Source organism: Idiomarina sp. (assembly GCF_048265525.1).
Lineage (GTDB): Bacteria > Pseudomonadota > Gammaproteobacteria > Enterobacterales > Alteromonadaceae > Idiomarina.
Genome location: NZ_JBLXBI010000005.1, coordinates 217,244 through 232,341, shown reverse-complemented (window position 1 = coordinate 232,341; position 15,098 = coordinate 217,244). Strand labels below are relative to the sequence as shown.

General features: G+C 42.9%; 16 protein-coding genes. 7 read left to right on the top strand and 9 right to left on the bottom strand.

The window, feature by feature from the left end; translation table 11 throughout:
• The coding region (locus ACN0TF_RS11795) for a hypothetical protein (protein ID WP_417442097.1) at positions 1-1,535 on the bottom strand (1,535 nt) is incomplete at its 3' end.
• A 396-nt stretch (positions 1,536-1,931) separates the two neighbouring features.
• Between ACN0TF_RS11795 and ACN0TF_RS11790 the strand changes: the two genes are divergently transcribed.
• Positions 1,932-2,183 carry a hypothetical protein gene (locus tag ACN0TF_RS11790; RefSeq protein ID WP_417442096.1) on the top strand — a complete coding sequence of 84 codons (252 nt, stop codon included), beginning with the start codon at positions 1,932-1,934 and terminating at the stop codon, positions 2,181-2,183.
• Positions 2,184-2,353: 170 nt separating this feature from the next.
• Here the strand turns inward: ACN0TF_RS11790 and ACN0TF_RS11785 are convergent, their stop codons facing one another.
• The 4 genes from ACN0TF_RS11785 to ACN0TF_RS11770 all read right to left on the bottom strand — a co-directional run bounded on the left by ACN0TF_RS11785 (position 2,354) and on the right by ACN0TF_RS11770 (position 6,393).
• Positions 2,354-3,523, bottom strand: a complete 1,170-nt coding sequence (locus ACN0TF_RS11785; protein ID WP_417442095.1) for an alpha/beta hydrolase-fold protein — start codon at positions 3,521-3,523, stop codon at positions 2,354-2,356.
• A 480-nt stretch (positions 3,524-4,003) separates the two neighbouring features.
• On the bottom strand, positions 4,004-4,792 hold the full coding sequence (locus ACN0TF_RS11780) for a hypothetical protein (protein WP_417442094.1): 789 nt from the start codon (positions 4,790-4,792) through the stop codon (positions 4,004-4,006).
• A gap of 82 nt (positions 4,793-4,874) precedes the next feature.
• Entirely contained in the window at positions 4,875-5,315 is a 441-nt protein-coding gene (locus ACN0TF_RS11775; protein ID WP_417442093.1) for a hypothetical protein, read from the bottom strand.
• Positions 5,316-5,337: 22 nt separating this feature from the next.
• Positions 5,338-6,393, bottom strand: coding sequence for a lipase family protein (locus tag ACN0TF_RS11770; protein WP_417442092.1), 1,056 nt, complete (start codon positions 6,391-6,393; stop codon positions 5,338-5,340).
• A gap of 834 nt (positions 6,394-7,227) precedes the next feature.
• Here ACN0TF_RS11770 and ACN0TF_RS11765 point away from each other — a divergent pair.
• The 5 genes from ACN0TF_RS11765 to ACN0TF_RS11745 all read left to right on the top strand — a co-directional run bounded on the left by ACN0TF_RS11765 (position 7,228) and on the right by ACN0TF_RS11745 (position 11,773).
• Positions 7,228-8,034, top strand: a complete 807-nt coding sequence (locus ACN0TF_RS11765; protein WP_417442091.1) for a Shedu anti-phage system protein SduA domain-containing protein — start codon at positions 7,228-7,230, stop codon at positions 8,032-8,034.
• 564 nt (positions 8,035-8,598) lie between these two features.
• Positions 8,599-8,931 carry a hypothetical protein gene (locus ACN0TF_RS11760; RefSeq protein ID WP_417442090.1) on the top strand — a complete coding sequence of 111 codons (333 nt, stop codon included), beginning with the start codon at positions 8,599-8,601 and terminating at the stop codon, positions 8,929-8,931.
• A 95-nt stretch (positions 8,932-9,026) separates the two neighbouring features.
• Positions 9,027-9,815, top strand: coding sequence for a hypothetical protein (locus ACN0TF_RS11755; RefSeq protein ID WP_417442089.1), 789 nt, complete (start codon positions 9,027-9,029; stop codon positions 9,813-9,815).
• Positions 9,816-10,130: 315 nt separating this feature from the next.
• Positions 10,131-10,451, top strand: coding sequence for a helix-turn-helix domain-containing protein (locus ACN0TF_RS11750; RefSeq protein ID WP_417442088.1), 321 nt, complete (start codon positions 10,131-10,133; stop codon positions 10,449-10,451).
• Positions 10,448-11,773 carry a type II toxin-antitoxin system HipA family toxin gene (locus tag ACN0TF_RS11745; protein ID WP_417442087.1) on the top strand — a complete coding sequence of 442 codons (1,326 nt, stop codon included), beginning with the start codon at positions 10,448-10,450 and terminating at the stop codon, positions 11,771-11,773. The genes ACN0TF_RS11750 and ACN0TF_RS11745 overlap by 4 nt, the downstream gene beginning before the upstream one ends.
• A gap of 7 nt (positions 11,774-11,780) precedes the next feature.
• On the opposite strand, the gene ACN0TF_RS11740 is transcribed toward ACN0TF_RS11745, so the two are convergent.
• From ACN0TF_RS11740 to ACN0TF_RS11730, 3 genes are read right to left on the bottom strand one after another with little or no spacing between them, the layout of a single operon-like run.
• Positions 11,781-12,164 carry a TM2 domain-containing protein gene (locus tag ACN0TF_RS11740; protein ID WP_417442086.1) on the bottom strand — a complete coding sequence of 128 codons (384 nt, stop codon included), beginning with the start codon at positions 12,162-12,164 and terminating at the stop codon, positions 11,781-11,783.
• A 10-nt stretch (positions 12,165-12,174) separates the two neighbouring features.
• Complete coding sequence (gene yidD, locus ACN0TF_RS11735; RefSeq protein WP_417442085.1) at positions 12,175-12,414, bottom strand: membrane protein insertion efficiency factor YidD; 240 nt, start codon at positions 12,412-12,414, stop codon at positions 12,175-12,177.
• Positions 12,415-12,422: 8 nt separating this feature from the next.
• A complete protein-coding gene (locus ACN0TF_RS11730; protein ID WP_317497353.1) occupies positions 12,423-12,638 on the bottom strand; it encodes a DUF4177 domain-containing protein in 216 nt (71 codons plus the stop codon).
• Positions 12,639-12,963: 325 nt separating this feature from the next.
• On the opposite strand from ACN0TF_RS11730, the gene ACN0TF_RS11725 reads away from it, so the two are divergent.
• On the top strand, positions 12,964-14,544 hold the full coding sequence (locus tag ACN0TF_RS11725) for an ATP-binding cassette domain-containing protein (protein ID WP_417442084.1): 1,581 nt from the start codon (positions 12,964-12,966) through the stop codon (positions 14,542-14,544).
• On the opposite strand, the gene ACN0TF_RS11720 is transcribed toward ACN0TF_RS11725, so the two are convergent.
• Positions 14,510-14,857 (bottom strand): VOC family protein, encoded by a 348-nt coding sequence (locus ACN0TF_RS11720; protein WP_417442083.1) that lies wholly within the window; start codon positions 14,855-14,857, stop codon positions 14,510-14,512. The genes ACN0TF_RS11725 and ACN0TF_RS11720 overlap by 35 nt on opposite strands.
• Positions 14,858-15,098: the final 241 nt, after the last annotated feature.

Genomic DNA, 15,098 nt, shown 5'->3' with positions numbered 1-15,098 from the left:
TCTGCTATTTCTACGTCGGGCAATCTTTCTGCACAGCTAATGTAATTACCAATGATAATGTGATTGTAGTCTTTTGATGAGTGCATCAACTCTATAGCAAGCTTGTAGTATTCAAAAGCATGACTAAGTTCTTTTTTTCGATCATGACACACGCCAATGCAATTGTACGATGACATAGTCGGTTGGTTGCTAGCATGAAACTTGGCGACATTCTCTATTACGAAATCAAATTCATTGCACTCTATGCCTAAGTTGTATAAACGTAGGAAATCGTCACTACTCATATCTCCGTTAGATAGTTTGACTTTCATTTCTGCTAGCTGCGTATCGTAGTATGCGTCATTCCACTTTGTTTCTAATGACTTTAACTCGCAACTCAAATGATCATAGATTTGATGTTTGATTAGATTGGGGGAATCTAATGCTTTAGTCACTTCTTGATATATTCCCCATCTATCAATCGTATCGTCGAAGTGTGTCTTTTCTAGGAGTCGACGCTCTAGCTCATCAATTTTGTGTTTGCACCTAACGGCTCGATATAGAGTTTTAGATTCATCGCTTAAGGAATCTGCCTTGTCATTAATATACTCCAAAATTTGCTTATTCACTGGTCGCTTTAGGTACGACAACGCTAGCAAGTAATACAGACGTCCGTTTATATCGTGTCGGTAATAAAAATCGTCTGTAGGTGCGTCTTCATGGTAAGTAACGACGTCTTCATATTCTCCCGCCAGAAAGGCTTTTTGTATTAGTACCTGCCTCAGTGGGTTAGCCTTTCCTTTCTCTGATTCCTTTATATAAGCTTGGTAAATCGCTTTGCTGTCGTCGCCCAAGAACTTATCGATCTGCCAATAATAAAGCTTGCTTAGTGCAAACTCTTTACTGATTAAGTTGCGATTAAAAAATACCTCTATGACTTCAAAGCTTACGTTATTCATTGATTCTATTAGGGCTAAACAATCTTCAACTTCATCAAGATAGAAAAGCACAACAACAAGCATACCTCTCTTGCAAGTAACTTTGCTGTCTTGAATTAAAAATTTGATAAACTGCCAGTCTTGAAATGTAAAGTTTGAGAAATGATTGGTGCGGTAGAACAGGTTATCTATTTTACGGCCTAAGTTCTCAAATTCATTGTTTTCATAATCGAGCTTTAAAGATGTGATGCATGAATTCGTATTATTATCCGTTATGAAGAGTCCCCAATGAGCGTGAGCGTTGTTTGGGTTTAGTTTTATAGCGTGTCGATAGAAGGAGGCTGGTATGTGTTGTTCAATGAATGAGCTGTAAATCTTATTAGCGGTATCCCCAAGGTAGCAGTAGGCGGACGATTCATCATCGTGTCGTGAAGTTACTTCAGCAATAACATCATCAAAGCATTCTTGCTTTAGATATTGGATAAAGTAATAAAACCCTAGATACCATTCATTATCATGGGACTGCCAAAAATTATCTAGAAAAGTTAGCTTCGAAAATTCTTGTTTTTTAATCCAATTGATTATCTTTTTATCATCGATGTTATTCATATCATCCATTTTTTAAATCGCTTGTTATTATCAAGATTATGAAGAACTAACGGGGTTAGAGCCTTCCTTATGCTCTACCAGAATTTACCCGAACATCCTGCATTCACCAGAAATCATAACGAGAAACTGCTCAAAAACAAGCTAAAGCGAATGTCCGTTTCAATGCTTTGTTAAATGGTATTTCATCTTGAGGCTGCTCTATGCCTATATTGCTTTTTCTGTGTAGCTAGAATTTCCAGCTTCCACTACTATAGTTGATGATTCCACTGATTCTGTATCGAGCCCTTTGTACTTCGTGGTTCTCGAAAGATGGAATTGATTTGGAGCAATACTTGAAAGTGAATAGCGTTTTACCTAAGAACCTAGCTAGGCACTATATGCTAATCATAATTTAAGGGGGTTGTCATGAGTCGAAAAGGAATTGTCGCTTTCTTAGGGGTTTTAGCCCTTTATTCTTGTAGTGAAAGCAGTGAGGACAGAGCCGAAGATAAAAGTCAGGAAAAAGACGCGTATAACCGCTGTGTAAGCCTTGGCGTTCAGTACTTTAAAGAAGTGGGCTCTTACCCAACTTTAAAGTCAGCCCCGAATGCAGGGAGGCACGCTATTGAAGTGGCCCGAGAACGATGCGAAAAAGCGCAAGAAACAGCATTCCGTTAATGGTAAGTCATAGTAAAATCTGAGTTTTATGGATACGTTAACAATTCGGAGAATAGTTAACGTCAGCTCTTCGCTCAAAGCTGCCTTTCGGGAAAGGGACTAGTATATTAGGCAGTCTGGCTTAGTAAGTATGCTCGTGTAAGAGTAGAACCATACAACTCATTATTACTTCATTTCTGGTCACCGCTTATTTTCTGCTGCAAGTTATCAAGTCGGGTTTTAAGTGCGTTATTTTCAACATTTTCTTTGTAGCTCATTGCTAACGCTTTTTTTCTCATCTCCAGAGCTTTATTTAATTTACCAGCTGCTTCATAACCATCAGCGAGGCTGTCATATCCATCAGATTTGTTTGGATGACTTTCGGTGTTACTTCTGAAAATTGAGATTGCGGTATCATAGTCCTGTTTTTCCAAAGCATTGTACCCAGCGTGATTGATAGCTTTGTAGCTTGGTTTGGCGTTATACCCATATTTTTTAGATAGGTCTTTATAGTATTGTTGTATGGCTGTAACCCCTTCCTCGATTACTGCTCCAGAAGGTCGCAGTGAAGTGAGTTGCTTTTGAAACGCGAGGCTCATACCTGCTAGAGCTGTCGTATTGTGGCTCTCAGATACATCCAGATTAGTGTCGTAGCTGAACCCCTCACGATTGCTGGTATTCAATAGTTCTTTATATCGTTCAAATGCACTAAGCATTTGCCCGCCCTCATTCCCCATATTTACGTATAGGTACTTATTTAAGTCTTCTGGTTGGCTCAAGAATTTTGCAGCATCAGAAAAAATGACTTCGCTATCCCACCAAAGGCTCGGACTGAAAGCGAAATAAGCCTGAAACATTTCGGGTCTTGACTGCAGTGCATATACAGATAATAAGCCGCCAAGTGAGTGGCCGGAAAGGATCGCGTAATTATTTGTTCTGTAATTTGAATTTATAAAAGGTTTAAGCTCAGCCTCGATGAAATTAAGAAAGTCGTCTGCCCCGCCAGAAATGCCCCATTGATCATAGCTTTCATCATGGGTAGGTGTGAAATCCCGCGCACGGTGCGTGTTAGTTATGCCAACAATAATCATCTCCTGTGCCATTCCATCCTGACTTAGTAGATCCAATGTTCCGGCAGCATGTGCGAAGTTTCGCTGCCCATCCGTCAGATATAAAACGGGATAAGAAGTATCGGTGTAACGTGAATAATTGTTTGGAAGATGAATAATCAATTCACGTGACTCATCCAAAACCTCAGAATCAATACTAACTATTATTGACTCCCCCCGGACTTTAGCACTGGCTTGCATGGAGATGAATAACATTAAACATACAAAGGCAGGTAAAAACTTATATCTCATCACAATTCCTTTTTTTTACGGAGGCACTAGGGCATAAAGCTTACGGTGTATTTTTTTAAATCAGCGATTGAGATTACATGGTTAATCCGTTTTGTCAAAAGGTCACTCGAAGTAGCATTGAGAGTTTACTAATTTACGGGTGATACCTTAAACAAGCCCTGAAGCGGAAGCTAAGCAAAAGACTTTATGTCGGCTTAGAGCGAATAGCCGACCACCGGGTTTTTTGCTCAATTCAACTAGTAAGTCATCTCCTTGTCATTATTAGGTTGGAATAAGGCTGGCACACTTATCTCTGTAATATTGCGTATTTTACTATTGTGTAGTGTATTTAAGTCGTTTAGTGTCAACTATATAACCAAAAATAAACATTAGATATTATACTCTCGGTAGAGTGTAACTGAGCATTCTGAAGTCGCCTTTGCTAACTCGGAACCTTTAAAGTTAGAAATTAATTAAAAATAAGACTGCGCTATAGCGTTTCTATTCGAGCTTTTCCGTAAACACTTGCCAGTTCAACGCATCGGAAATACCAATTTCTCGCAAATTACGGTCATCAAAAGGCTTAGTTGCAATCTGCTGCTGATACTGTCTTTTGTTTAGCTCTGACATATCCTTCGCATTTTCAATCATTTCCTCAAAATCCCCCATAAAAAATGTTCCTGCGTCAAACCTCCACTCGCATTCAGAAAAGCAGAACTTGCGTCCAGGTCGATGAACCTGTAATTGAAAATTACTGCCGATAGCGATTCGATTCTTACCGGCAAGCAACATCACTGCACAAGAGCTTGAGCAACTAGGGTTCTCTTTAGAAATGACCTCACCGCTATAATCTTCTTTGGATGCCAATCGACTATCTGTTTCTTGACTGACCTCGTAATAACTCGCCATACAAGTATCGTAGTTATTGTTTTGAAGAAATTTATAGATTATCCGTGCTGTCCTAACCGACCCACCCTTGTTAGCAAAACATACCGTCTTTAATTTTGGATACAGTTCAACGGCAGACGCAAAATCTTTTATCGTGCGTTCAGTTATGCTCCTCATAATAAAAGCCTCAATGCACGTTCCACCTCTTTGATCACAAGCTAACCCTCTAAAAGTGTTAGGAAGGTGGGTAACTAAGCTCGTTTTAGTAGAGCTGTTTTTGGGCTTCGAGTCGCAATCAAAAATTAATCCGGCTAAGGCCGCAAGTACTCCGACTCCCGTGAAAGCTACAAGGAGCAAGACCAGAACAATAAGAGCTCTGACACTAAATTCTTTCAACTTCATACAACCCCGCTAACAAACTCTATGACCAAATTCCTTTTATTCTTGCGAGCGAGTTGAGCTCTCACTTGGAATATCAATAAAACTATTTTTTAACTTGAGGGAAAGGAGCTTTATAACGTTGCCGCTTCGCTTGTCGGTTTTCGAGTTCTAACTTCTCGATTTGCAAGTCTAGAAACTTGTCTTCTCTTGGTTGGATCTTGGTATGCCAACCTATAAATCCATAAGTTGTAAATACAAAACCGAATACAAAAAAACAGAAAAAGTATACTCCCAACTCCAAGTTTTTATCCGCACTGGCTATTTCGGCTTTATCCTGCAAAAGAGAAAGCCTGAGTTGCTCCTCCCTAGTTAAAGGGCCTTTTGTCTCCAACGTTTTTATCGGGATATGACGTTCAAATGCGAGTCTATTGTAATGCTGATGCCGTACAGCAAACATAACAGCTGTAGTCACCATTATGATTAGTCCGAATAGCGCATAAAACTTATAAATATTGTCAGTCGGTACAGATAGCGTTGATTGCATATTCTTTGGTCCTAAGTTCCTTTTAGTTACGAGCGATGGCAATGTAAGCCAATTTACTTCGGTATATCGCCATGCTGTGGTCTGTGCCAAACTTCTTAAAGGTAAACTGCTTCCTTGCCCAGCCTTTCAAACGGTACCATCCACTGACATGAGTGAGTAGCTTCGCTTTTGAAAACTCCCTCTTTTTAACGTCTGTCAAAAATCGCATATCGCCACCGTGCATATAGTTGCCAAAGTGAACTGTCAGTGCTTTTTTCCAGCTTTTCCCAAACATCGGTATGAGTCCTACGAGCCAAGCTATCATCGTAATGTAAAAGCTTCTGGGGGCAACCATAGTGACACCATCTGAGGAATTTACGACTCGGTAAATGGGTGTCTTCATCGTCATCAGCCATTTGTCGTCTGACACCCTCGGGGCACCAAACGTGTAGCAAGCCGCGTTACCGCCCGTATGCGTTATTCGCTTCGCCGCTAATGTCGCTAACGCTCCTCCCAAAGAGTGACCGGTAATAAACAAGGGAAGCTTTGGATATTGCGCTAACTGCTCATTTATATCGACTTCAATAAGATTGAATGCTTCATGGAACCCTGAATGAACCTTACCCTCTGTTACACATTTGACGAGGTTAGCCGCGGCATCAGTTTTTATGTCTTTTAATTCAGCAACCTCTGTCCCACGAAAGGACAGCACTAAGAATTTGTTCGTCTTTATCATCAGTGCCTGGGTACCTTTCGAATCAAATGTTCCGATAAGTTTTGCGTCGAGTATCTCAAGTTGCTGCTCCAACAACTTTCTTTCTGCAACATGGTCATAAGCAAAAGTATCAATGGCAAGGAGGATGGCGTTTTTAAGCTTCGAAGGGTTTTTACTGCCGTTTTCGAGCATGCTTTCAGCCTTCTTGGCTAACCGCTCTGTAACCTGTGGTGGATTAAACTTAACGTATGCAAGTTCAGCAATGCAGGCCATAAGCCATGCTGTTCGGTCGCTATATGCCTTTCTATGTAAGGGAGCATCCTTTCCAAGGAGCTCTTTCGCTTGCTTTCTCTCTGCCTCGCTTTTAATGATTGGCTCTGACATTTCATATAACCTATAAGTTCAAGTGTTAAAAAAACATTAACATAAATAATGATTGAATTGATAAAACAACTAGTAATGTTTTTTGCCCAAAATGTATAAGGAGTGATTTTCTATACCCGCTCAGCATCCTTGTGAATCGCCACAAGACACGCAGTAGCTTTTTTTCAAATCAGTGGACTTCCCAGCTTTCACTAGACAGTTTGTAGATTCTCAAAGTACACCTTTTCAAAGTTAATACCTCTAGATAGAACAATAATCTTCGGCAAAGAGAAAGATAGAGTGGTTTTGTTGGAAGACGGGACTGGAATGCTAGCCGTATATGACAAGGATGGGTAACTACTAAGTAAAATCTTTGTGTCCGAGTAATTTAAAGCGATAGTTTAAAGCCACTTGTAAACCTTAAATTTTATTTCGTTCTTTAAATTAATTCGACACTGATTTACTCAAGGACGGCTATGAGCGAGGAACAGACCTTAGGTTTTTTGCACTAATTCAGCTAGTGACCTTCGTGCCTACCATTAATGACTAAAGATGACGCGAATCAGGCTTGGCACACTTATCTCTGCGCTATTGCACGCTTTGTTGTTGTGTTGTGGATTTAAGTCGTTTACTGTCAATCACATAACGAAAAATCAAAGTTAGATATTGTGTGCCCGTTAGAGGGTAACTGAGCATGCTCAAATTGCTTTAGCTTATTCAGAGCGTTTCAAGGTCGGGATCGTGGTTAGCTCTGTGACTTAAGAATTAGCACCTAGCAATTGAACGAGTGAAAAAGTGCGCACGCACAATATATAAAGGTTATGCACACGAATTGCTCATAAGAATTGGATATTCATGATGGACCAAGTAATCGATATGTATCGCAGCCTCTTAGATGAAAATAAAGGGGAGCAAGAATACCAAGCTTTTTTGGAGGAAAATACTAGTTTTATTCCACGGCACTTTGTGCAAAACCATGGCATTCATTTCGATTTAGTGCTGAGAAAGCTAAGAATATCGAGCGACATGATTACAGATTTCGTTTTTCTTTCTAAAAGCTCAATCAGCTGGAATTACGTAATGATTGAGATTGAAAAGCCTAGCTCGAAATTCTTCAAGGATGGAGCACTTTCGTTACACAATGATTTTCGGTCGGGTATTGACCAAATAAAGACATGGCAAGCTTGGTTTTCAAATCCTAATAACAAGGTTCACTTCGAAGAGCAATTAAGTTTTCTTAAGAAACCTGTCAGAGATGCTCCTGTTGAAATAAAGTATGTACTGGTCACCGGTCGAAGAAGTGAATATGAGGGGAGAAGGGAAAAGATAGACCTTATAAAGTCATACGAATCACCAGATTTTAAGATAATGTCGTTCGATAGCCTGTGTGAAAACTATGAAAATAATAATGAGCTTTATCTTGGTATAAGAAGAAATAAGTCCGTGGATATAGTTACAGAGAAAATCATAAGTACGAACTTTCTAGATTGGTGTGACGAATCCGACTTTACCTTATCAGGCCCGCTAAAGAGCAGCCTGATCGATCTTCTTTCTCAAGAGATCCAAAAGGCTAGGAGTGGAAGCAAAATTAGTCAAATATGGGCAGATCGAAGAGAAGAGACGTTCAGGAAACTGGAGAGAATGCAGGCTAAAAATGCATAACCATCGCAGGCACAGCGACGGCTTTTGCATTCCGGCTGCGCCTCCATTACAAAGCCGCGCGTGCTGCGGGCGTTAGATTTGTCTATGACATCTCCTCAGAACGAAGAAATATTTTCGTATCCAGACGCACTTCGTCAGTACGAACTGCTGATACCGCATCTTGTTCGCGTGTCTGATAGGTCAGGTGGCGTTTACACCAGTACTCTCGGTCTTGAAGGTACCAAGATCTATACGCGCTTGGTCCTTAGTGCAATGACGATCGGTTCTATTCTTCCTGGTAACCAAGTAAACCAATCACAGCTATGGGACTTTCCGTCCGTAGCTGTGTTAGCAAGATCTTTGATTGAGGCAACGCACCGGTACTTGTACCTAATTGAGCCAGGGTTGTCTTCCGAGGAGAGTGATTTCAGACGGAAGCTCCATTTCTACCGAGTCAACTGTGAGAAGTATCGGCTTTACTCAGAACAGCACGATCATGAAATATTGAAAAGTTTCGAGGAAAATCTACCAAAAGCCAAAGCAGAGATCACCGCGTCCTCGGTGTATAAAGGTCTTGGCAAAAATATGGCGAAAAAGATTCGCTCGGGTAATGCGGATATGCACCTCACTGATGCTGAAGTGGCGAAGTTGACGGGTCTTATTGACGAACATTTTGGGTTTTATTATCGGCTACTATCTATTCAGGCTCATGGCTCGCCTATGGCGACAACCTCGCAGTCGAATACTAGGGGCCGCGGGCTTGAGAACGATGCTGAAAGTTTCTACTTGGCATTGGTTTTGCGCTTGCTATGCCGTTACTTAAGTAAATCTCTGTTGTCTCAAGTGGAACTTTTGTCTTTAGAAGAAGCGGGTGCGGTGGCTTTTGCAAATAATGTGTTGTCCCGTGACGATATCTAACAAGGCCAGGCACGCGACGTCTACTGCATTGCGGTTTTGCCTCCATTCCGCAGCCGCGCATGCTGGCTGGCGTTATGCTCTTATGAGTATATGCAATGTATGTGTTTGAAATCGTAACCCCTGGAACATGGCTCGAAAGTGAGGATCGGGATTGGTCGTGGAAAATCGGAAATCTGTTGCAATCACTCAAATCACAATATTTTGAGGCAAATCTTGCACTGAACTTGTTTACTGAGGCCAGATCTGTCCGCCCCTCATTCGCTGACCGTGAAAACTGGGAACGAGATGCCCAACGAAGGAGTGAGATCCGGCGGGAAATAGAGCAAGAGTACGGTGGGTTTCCGGGGCACGAACAGTGGGATGAGATCAATTTTGAAACCGAAGTCCGGTTCAAAAGAGAAAAATGGTCGAATGGATTTCAACCACGGGAATTCGAGCACAATTTACCTTTCATATACGCTCGAGCCTTTCTCTACGCTATTGATTCATTTGACAAGTTCCTTGGGGTTTTATCAAGAGAAGACGGTGTGCCGGAAATCGTTACAGAGCGGCATGGCCAGGTAGGCGAAGCATTTCCCGATCTTCGAGGAGTAAGGAACAGCGCTCAGCACTTGGAAGATAGGTCGCGTGGCCTTGGTGCTGGAAGGAGCCCGAAGCCTCTGGATCTGAAGCCAGTTGAAAACAATATGGTAAACGCCCCCAACGGAGGTGTGCTTATTCTCAACTCCCTTAATGGCTCCAAATATGGCTCAACAATGGCTGACGGTCATTATGGGGAGGTTGATGTGTCACCGGAATCAATGGAGAGGCTTCAAAATATTCTGCAACAGACATTGGAAGCATTCGACTGGCATGGGCCAAAACAGCATGGTCCAAGTGCTTGAGCATAACCAGTCATTCACGTTCGTTCCAGCCCTGACGGGCTCCCACCGGATTGGTTTTCCGCTGCACTCCAAACTTACCGCAGAACGCAACGTTAAAGTCCGCTCTTGGCACAAAGCGGACTATCAATTGATATTCAAATCAAGTGTTATTAACAACCTTATTTCAAGTCTGCTTTTATAGCCCTTAGAAAGGCTTCTAATATGAATTAACCACTTTAAAGCCCATATAAATGCTGTTATATAAATTAAATTGCGTCCCTTAAATAGTCTGCTACACTCTATTTGTAAGTTTAAAGCCTATTTAAGGTTCGTTATATGGATTCTGAACGTATTCCAGAAGTCATTGGTCAGCGAGTCAGGCAGTATCGGCTGAACCAGGATTTAACTCAGGAGGACTTAGCTACCTTAGCTAATGTCTCACTGAATGCGGTTAAATCCGCGGAGGGTGGTAAAAGCACCTTACCAACTTATGTCGCTATTCTTCAGGCTTTGGGGCATATCGACAATTTACTGGCCGCGTTCCCGGACGAGGGCGTTTCTCCTGTGCAACTGCTCAAAAGTAGCACCAAACAGAAGAAACGGGCGAGCGGTAAAACGCGTGTGAAACCTGCTGATAATGAGGAGCTGGACTGGTGATTAATACCATTGAAGTTCGCTACAAAGGTGAGCCTGTCGGTGCCTTAAGTTATAACAAAGGCGACACGGCGGCGCGGTTCGAGTACTTATCTGAATTTGTCGAAAAAAACATTCCGCTCGCGCCTTTAACCATGCCCGCCGAGAAGGGGCGAATTTACTCCTTTCCGGGGTTAAATTGGGATACATTCAGAGGCCTACCGGGCATGCTGGCGGATTCTTTGCCGGACGACTTCGGTAATGCGGTGCTGAACCAATGGGTTGCGCAACAGCCAGATCGCACCGAGCCTCTGAGCCCACTTGAACGACTTCAGTATACCGGTGAGCGGGGCATGGGCGCTCTTGAGTATCACCCCGCGCGTAAGAATCAAACCAACGCCAAAAACAAAGACATAGAGCTTGAAAGCTTAATGAGGTTAGCGCAGGAAGTGCTGGATGCACGAAAGGGCTTTCGTCAGCGCACGCACTTTGACGACGCGGCGGACAAAGAAATGATGCAGGCTTTATTAGCGGTTGGTACCAGCGCCGGTGGGGCAAGGCCAAAAGCGGTACTGGCATTTAATAAGGACTTCAGCCAAGTTCGTTCAGGGCAGGGACTTGTGCCCGAAGGGTTTGAGCATTACTTGCTGAAATTTGACGGCGTAAAGGAGCGCGACCCGTCTCAGCAAACCTTTGGTGACCCGTTAGGTTACGGTGCTATGGAGTATGTGTATTATTTAATGGCCACGAAAGCGGGCATTCATATGATGCCATGCCACCTGCTGGATGAAGGCAACCGACGCCATTTTGTGACCAAGCGCTTTGACAGAATAGGCAATGAGAAAAAGCACATTCAAACGCTTACCGCTATTAAGCACGTGAACTATCACGACATTGGCGCATTTTCTTATGAAGAGCTGTTCCAGGTTGCCCGCCAGCTAAGGTTGCCACGGGCGGACGCTATAGACTTATTTCGCCGTATGGTCTTTAACCACGTAGCAACGAACCACGATGATCACTCCAAGAACTTTGGTTTTATGCTGGAGGACAAGCAATGGCGGTTGAGCCCGGCTTACGACGTGGCCTTTAGCTATAAACCCGGAAACCCCTGGGTAGAGCAGCACTGGATGTCTTTAAATGGAAAGCGCAGCGGCCATACCCGAGCCGATTTTTACGCGCTGGCAGACGTTCAGCTTCCGCGGGTAGAGCGCAAAGAAATTGATGCAATTATTGATGATGTGATAAACGCGGTGTCTCAGTGGAGGGAGTTAGCCACTGAACATGAGGTGCCCAAAGCGCTTGCCGACTCAATAGAGGGTCATCTCAGGCTGAAAGACTTTGCCTGAGATGCGTCTAGGCGTTATCGGACTTAACTTTATGAATGAGCTCGCGCATAACGTTATTGTTGTAAGCATGAACAATTTGTTGCGACTTAAACAACTGTGGCAATTCCACAATGACAATACCGACAAGAATGATAACCCCGACGATAGGAAAGAAGGGCAATAGAACCAGGCCGACCAGCATGACACAAAGGTTGATAAGGCCGCGTTGCGTGTTGCCTAAATAAAAATGATGCAGGCCCGCCATAATGAACCAGTTCAGAACCGCGTAAGTGTCCGGGTCTTTTATCTGCTCACCTTCAAGGCGGAAATATTCTTTTCGCTGCTCAGGTGTTAGTTCGCGTATTTGTTTACGCAGGGCTTCTTCTTCATCACGTAATTGTTCAGAAGACATATAGAGTACCTCATTTAAGGATTTTTTCAGGAACCGGGTCGTGCTTTTTATGCACGCAGTCAGGGTCATTACACCGCTTCATGCGTGCTAAACCAAGCTTTATACCGCGCCAGGTACCGTATTGGCTAATGGCCTGATAAGTATAGTGCGAACAAGACGGCTCAAAATTGCATTCGGTATTAAAGAAGTGGCGCGAACCGCCACGACGCTGATACCAACGAATTGAAGCTAAAATGAACCGCTTTATCATGCTCGGTTTTATCGACCCAGAGTTAAAATTGCCGCTTCACGTGTCCAGAACAGCCAAAAGCGCTTTTGCTCAAGTACCTGAAACACCATTTGCCAGCCATCGGCCGCTTCCTGGTTCAAAGTGGATTCAATTTTCTTTAACGGCAGGCCACTTGAACCCAGAAGCAGAGTTCCACAGCCACCTTCCGCGATATGAATGACTTTGTATTCCGTAAACTTAGACATGCTTTCTTCCTTGTTTTTGATTACTTCGGTTTAGTTGTAAGTAACTTACGTAAAAAGCTATGTAGCGTCAATTTCATTCGAGAGCCGAATAGTGGAAAATTGATTAATTTTCAATTACTCTAAATTAATCTAATTACCTCCGCAGGAGTCTACGCCAAAATGAACAACTAATACCTGTCATCCATCTTCATTTCTTTAATTTGGATCCGCAGGGTTAGCAGGCGTAGTGCTATTGGCTTGTTCAAGTCTCATATCAGTTTTGTAAAAACACCAGCCGTTTATCGGGTTCACTGCGTTTAATGCCCCTGCTCTCAGGAGGCAATACATGCCAGTTTTACAAGCAATTAATCTGCATTATCAATTTGAAAATGGCGAAATGCTGTTCAGAAACCTTTCTGTGTCAATGACGCAAAAGCGTGTTGGGCTTGTCGGGCGCAATGGTGTGGGTAAATCTATTTTAGCCTTGTTGCTTACAAAGCAATTAGAACCTACGCATGGAAGCGTGCAGTTAAATACTTCTGTAGCCATGTATCAGCAAATCAACCAAGAACATATATTGCAGCAAACCGTAGCAGATTTTCTGGATGTGAAAGACACGCTTTATGCTATTGAGCAAATAGAACAGGGTGATTGTGACCCTAAATGGTTTGAGTGTGTTGGTGACCGCTGGGAACTGAGGACAGAACTATCCTACCTTTTACAGCAGTTACAGTTGCCTGATTCCATAAACTTGGTGTGTAAACAGTTAAGCGGCGGTCAGCTTTCGAGGCTTCAGTTGTGGAAACTGTTTAACAGCGGTGCTGGTTTACTCGTGCTGGACGAACCCTCTAACCATTTGGACAGCAATGGTAAACAATGGCTTATAGAGAAGATTCAGAGCTTTTCAGGTCATATTTTGCTTATTAGTCATGACCGCTTATTGCTGCGGGAGGTTGAGCAAATCTGGGAGCTGAGTAGTTTAGGTTTGACGCTGTACGGAGGAAGCTACGATTTTTACACAGAAGAAAAGCGGAAAGAGTCAGATTCGGTGGCACGCCAGTTAAGCAGTGTTAGGCAACAGCAGAAGTATTTGGAAAAGCAGGTGCAAAAGAACAAAGAGCGAGCTGAGCAGCGAGCAGCAGCGGGCAAAAAGCTGCGTAAAGAAGGAAGTCAGGCAAAAATCTTAATGGATGCCATGAGTAACCGTGCTTCTTCTTCAGCCTCGGGAAGAGCGAAAAATGAAGCGCATCGACAGCAACAACTACAACAAAAGTCGCGGCAACTTGAGTCAAGGCAGGAGCAGTTAAAAGCACAAAAGTTAAAATTAAGCTCTGAAGCTAAGGGTAACCAGACTCTGGTTTCGTTAATTAATGCGGAACTTCCTTATGGCTCAATGAAGCCCTTTAACTTAACCGTAAAGGGGAATAGCAAGCTGCATTTAGTCGGAGTAAATGGCAGTGGTAAGTCGACGCTACTGAAAGTGCTTTGCGGCGACCTGGCACTTAAAGCCGGTGAGGTTCGTATTAACACTGCTGTGTTTTATTTAGACCAGCACTTTAATGTGCTGCAAGCTCACTTTTCGGTACTCGATAATATACTGAATTTATGTCGGGGAATGAATGAAACTAAGGCCAGAACGCTATTGGCGGGTATAGGCCTTAGGAAATATAAAGTTCACCAACTGGTAAACCGGTTAAGTGGGGGAGAGAAAATGAAGCTAGCGATGCTGATTGCGAGTAATCAGTCGCAACAGCCGCTATTATTGCTTGATGAGCCCGACAACCATCTTGATATTGATTCCAAAGACATGCTTTCCGACGCTCTGCTCAATTACGATGGCGCACTTATTCTGGTGAGCCATGATGAGAGCTTTGTAAAAAGGTGCGGACTGACTACTCTGACCATACCGCATACTCATTTCCGCTAGGGCAGGTGAATTGAAAACGTCGACCACCGGGAAAATCAAATATAGGCTTGAGGATTTTACCACCGGCGTCCTCAACTCTTTTCAGGCTTTGCTCAAGATCTTTGCTGTATAAAACCACCAATGCGCTTCCAGTTGATGTTTGTGCAACTAAATCTGATTGGTAAAAGCCGCCGTCAATTCCGGCGTTTTGAATAGCCGCGTATTCCGGACCATAGTCTACAAACTCCCAGCCAAAAGCTTGTTGAAAGAATCGCTTGGTTGCTTCAAGGCTCCGCGCCGGAAGTTCTATGTAATTAATTTTGGTTGAGTTCATGGTGTGTCTCGCATAGGGCTTTTTGAGAAACGATTCTACCTCTAGTTCTAGTTTAACCTAACGCTCATTTTTATCAGTATTATTGCTCATTTATTGTTGTATCGGCTAATTAACTCGTTTAATGTCAGATACATAATTGAAATTCAAAGTTCGATATTGTGCACCCGTTAGAGTAGAAATGAGCATGCTTAAATTGCCTATATTTTTTCGGCAGGTTACTTGGTGAAAATATTTTCTGTAT

Bases quoted from the DNA above. Each gene is read 5' to 3' on its own strand.
- ACN0TF_RS11790 (WP_417442096.1), top strand. From the start codon at position 1,932: ATGAGTCGAAAAGGAATTGTCGCTTTCTTAGGGGTTTTAGCCCTTTAT.
- ACN0TF_RS11785 (WP_417442095.1), bottom strand. From the start codon at position 3,523: ATGAGATATAAGTTTTTACCTGCCTTTGTATGTTTAATGTTATTCATC.
- ACN0TF_RS11780 (WP_417442094.1), bottom strand. From the start codon at position 4,792: ATGAAGTTGAAAGAATTTAGTGTCAGAGCTCTTATTGTTCTGGTCTTG.
- ACN0TF_RS11775 (WP_417442093.1), bottom strand. From the start codon at position 5,315: ATGCAATCAACGCTATCTGTACCGACTGACAATATTTATAAGTTTTAT.
- ACN0TF_RS11770 (WP_417442092.1), bottom strand. From the start codon at position 6,393: ATGTCAGAGCCAATCATTAAAAGCGAGGCAGAGAGAAAGCAAGCGAAA.
- ACN0TF_RS11765 (WP_417442091.1), top strand. From the start codon at position 7,228: ATGATGGACCAAGTAATCGATATGTATCGCAGCCTCTTAGATGAAAAT.
- ACN0TF_RS11760 (WP_417442090.1), top strand. From the start codon at position 8,599: ATGGCGAAAAAGATTCGCTCGGGTAATGCGGATATGCACCTCACTGAT.
- ACN0TF_RS11755 (WP_417442089.1), top strand. From the start codon at position 9,027: ATGTATGTGTTTGAAATCGTAACCCCTGGAACATGGCTCGAAAGTGAG.
- ACN0TF_RS11750 (WP_417442088.1), top strand. From the start codon at position 10,131: ATGGATTCTGAACGTATTCCAGAAGTCATTGGTCAGCGAGTCAGGCAG.
- ACN0TF_RS11740 (WP_417442086.1), bottom strand. From the start codon at position 12,164: ATGTCTTCTGAACAATTACGTGATGAAGAAGAAGCCCTGCGTAAACAA.
- yidD (WP_417442085.1), bottom strand. From the start codon at position 12,414: ATGATAAAGCGGTTCATTTTAGCTTCAATTCGTTGGTATCAGCGTCGT.
- ACN0TF_RS11730 (WP_317497353.1), bottom strand. From the start codon at position 12,638: ATGTCTAAGTTTACGGAATACAAAGTCATTCATATCGCGGAAGGTGGC.
- ACN0TF_RS11725 (WP_417442084.1), top strand. From the start codon at position 12,964: ATGCCAGTTTTACAAGCAATTAATCTGCATTATCAATTTGAAAATGGC.
- ACN0TF_RS11720 (WP_417442083.1), bottom strand. From the start codon at position 14,857: ATGAACTCAACCAAAATTAATTACATAGAACTTCCGGCGCGGAGCCTT.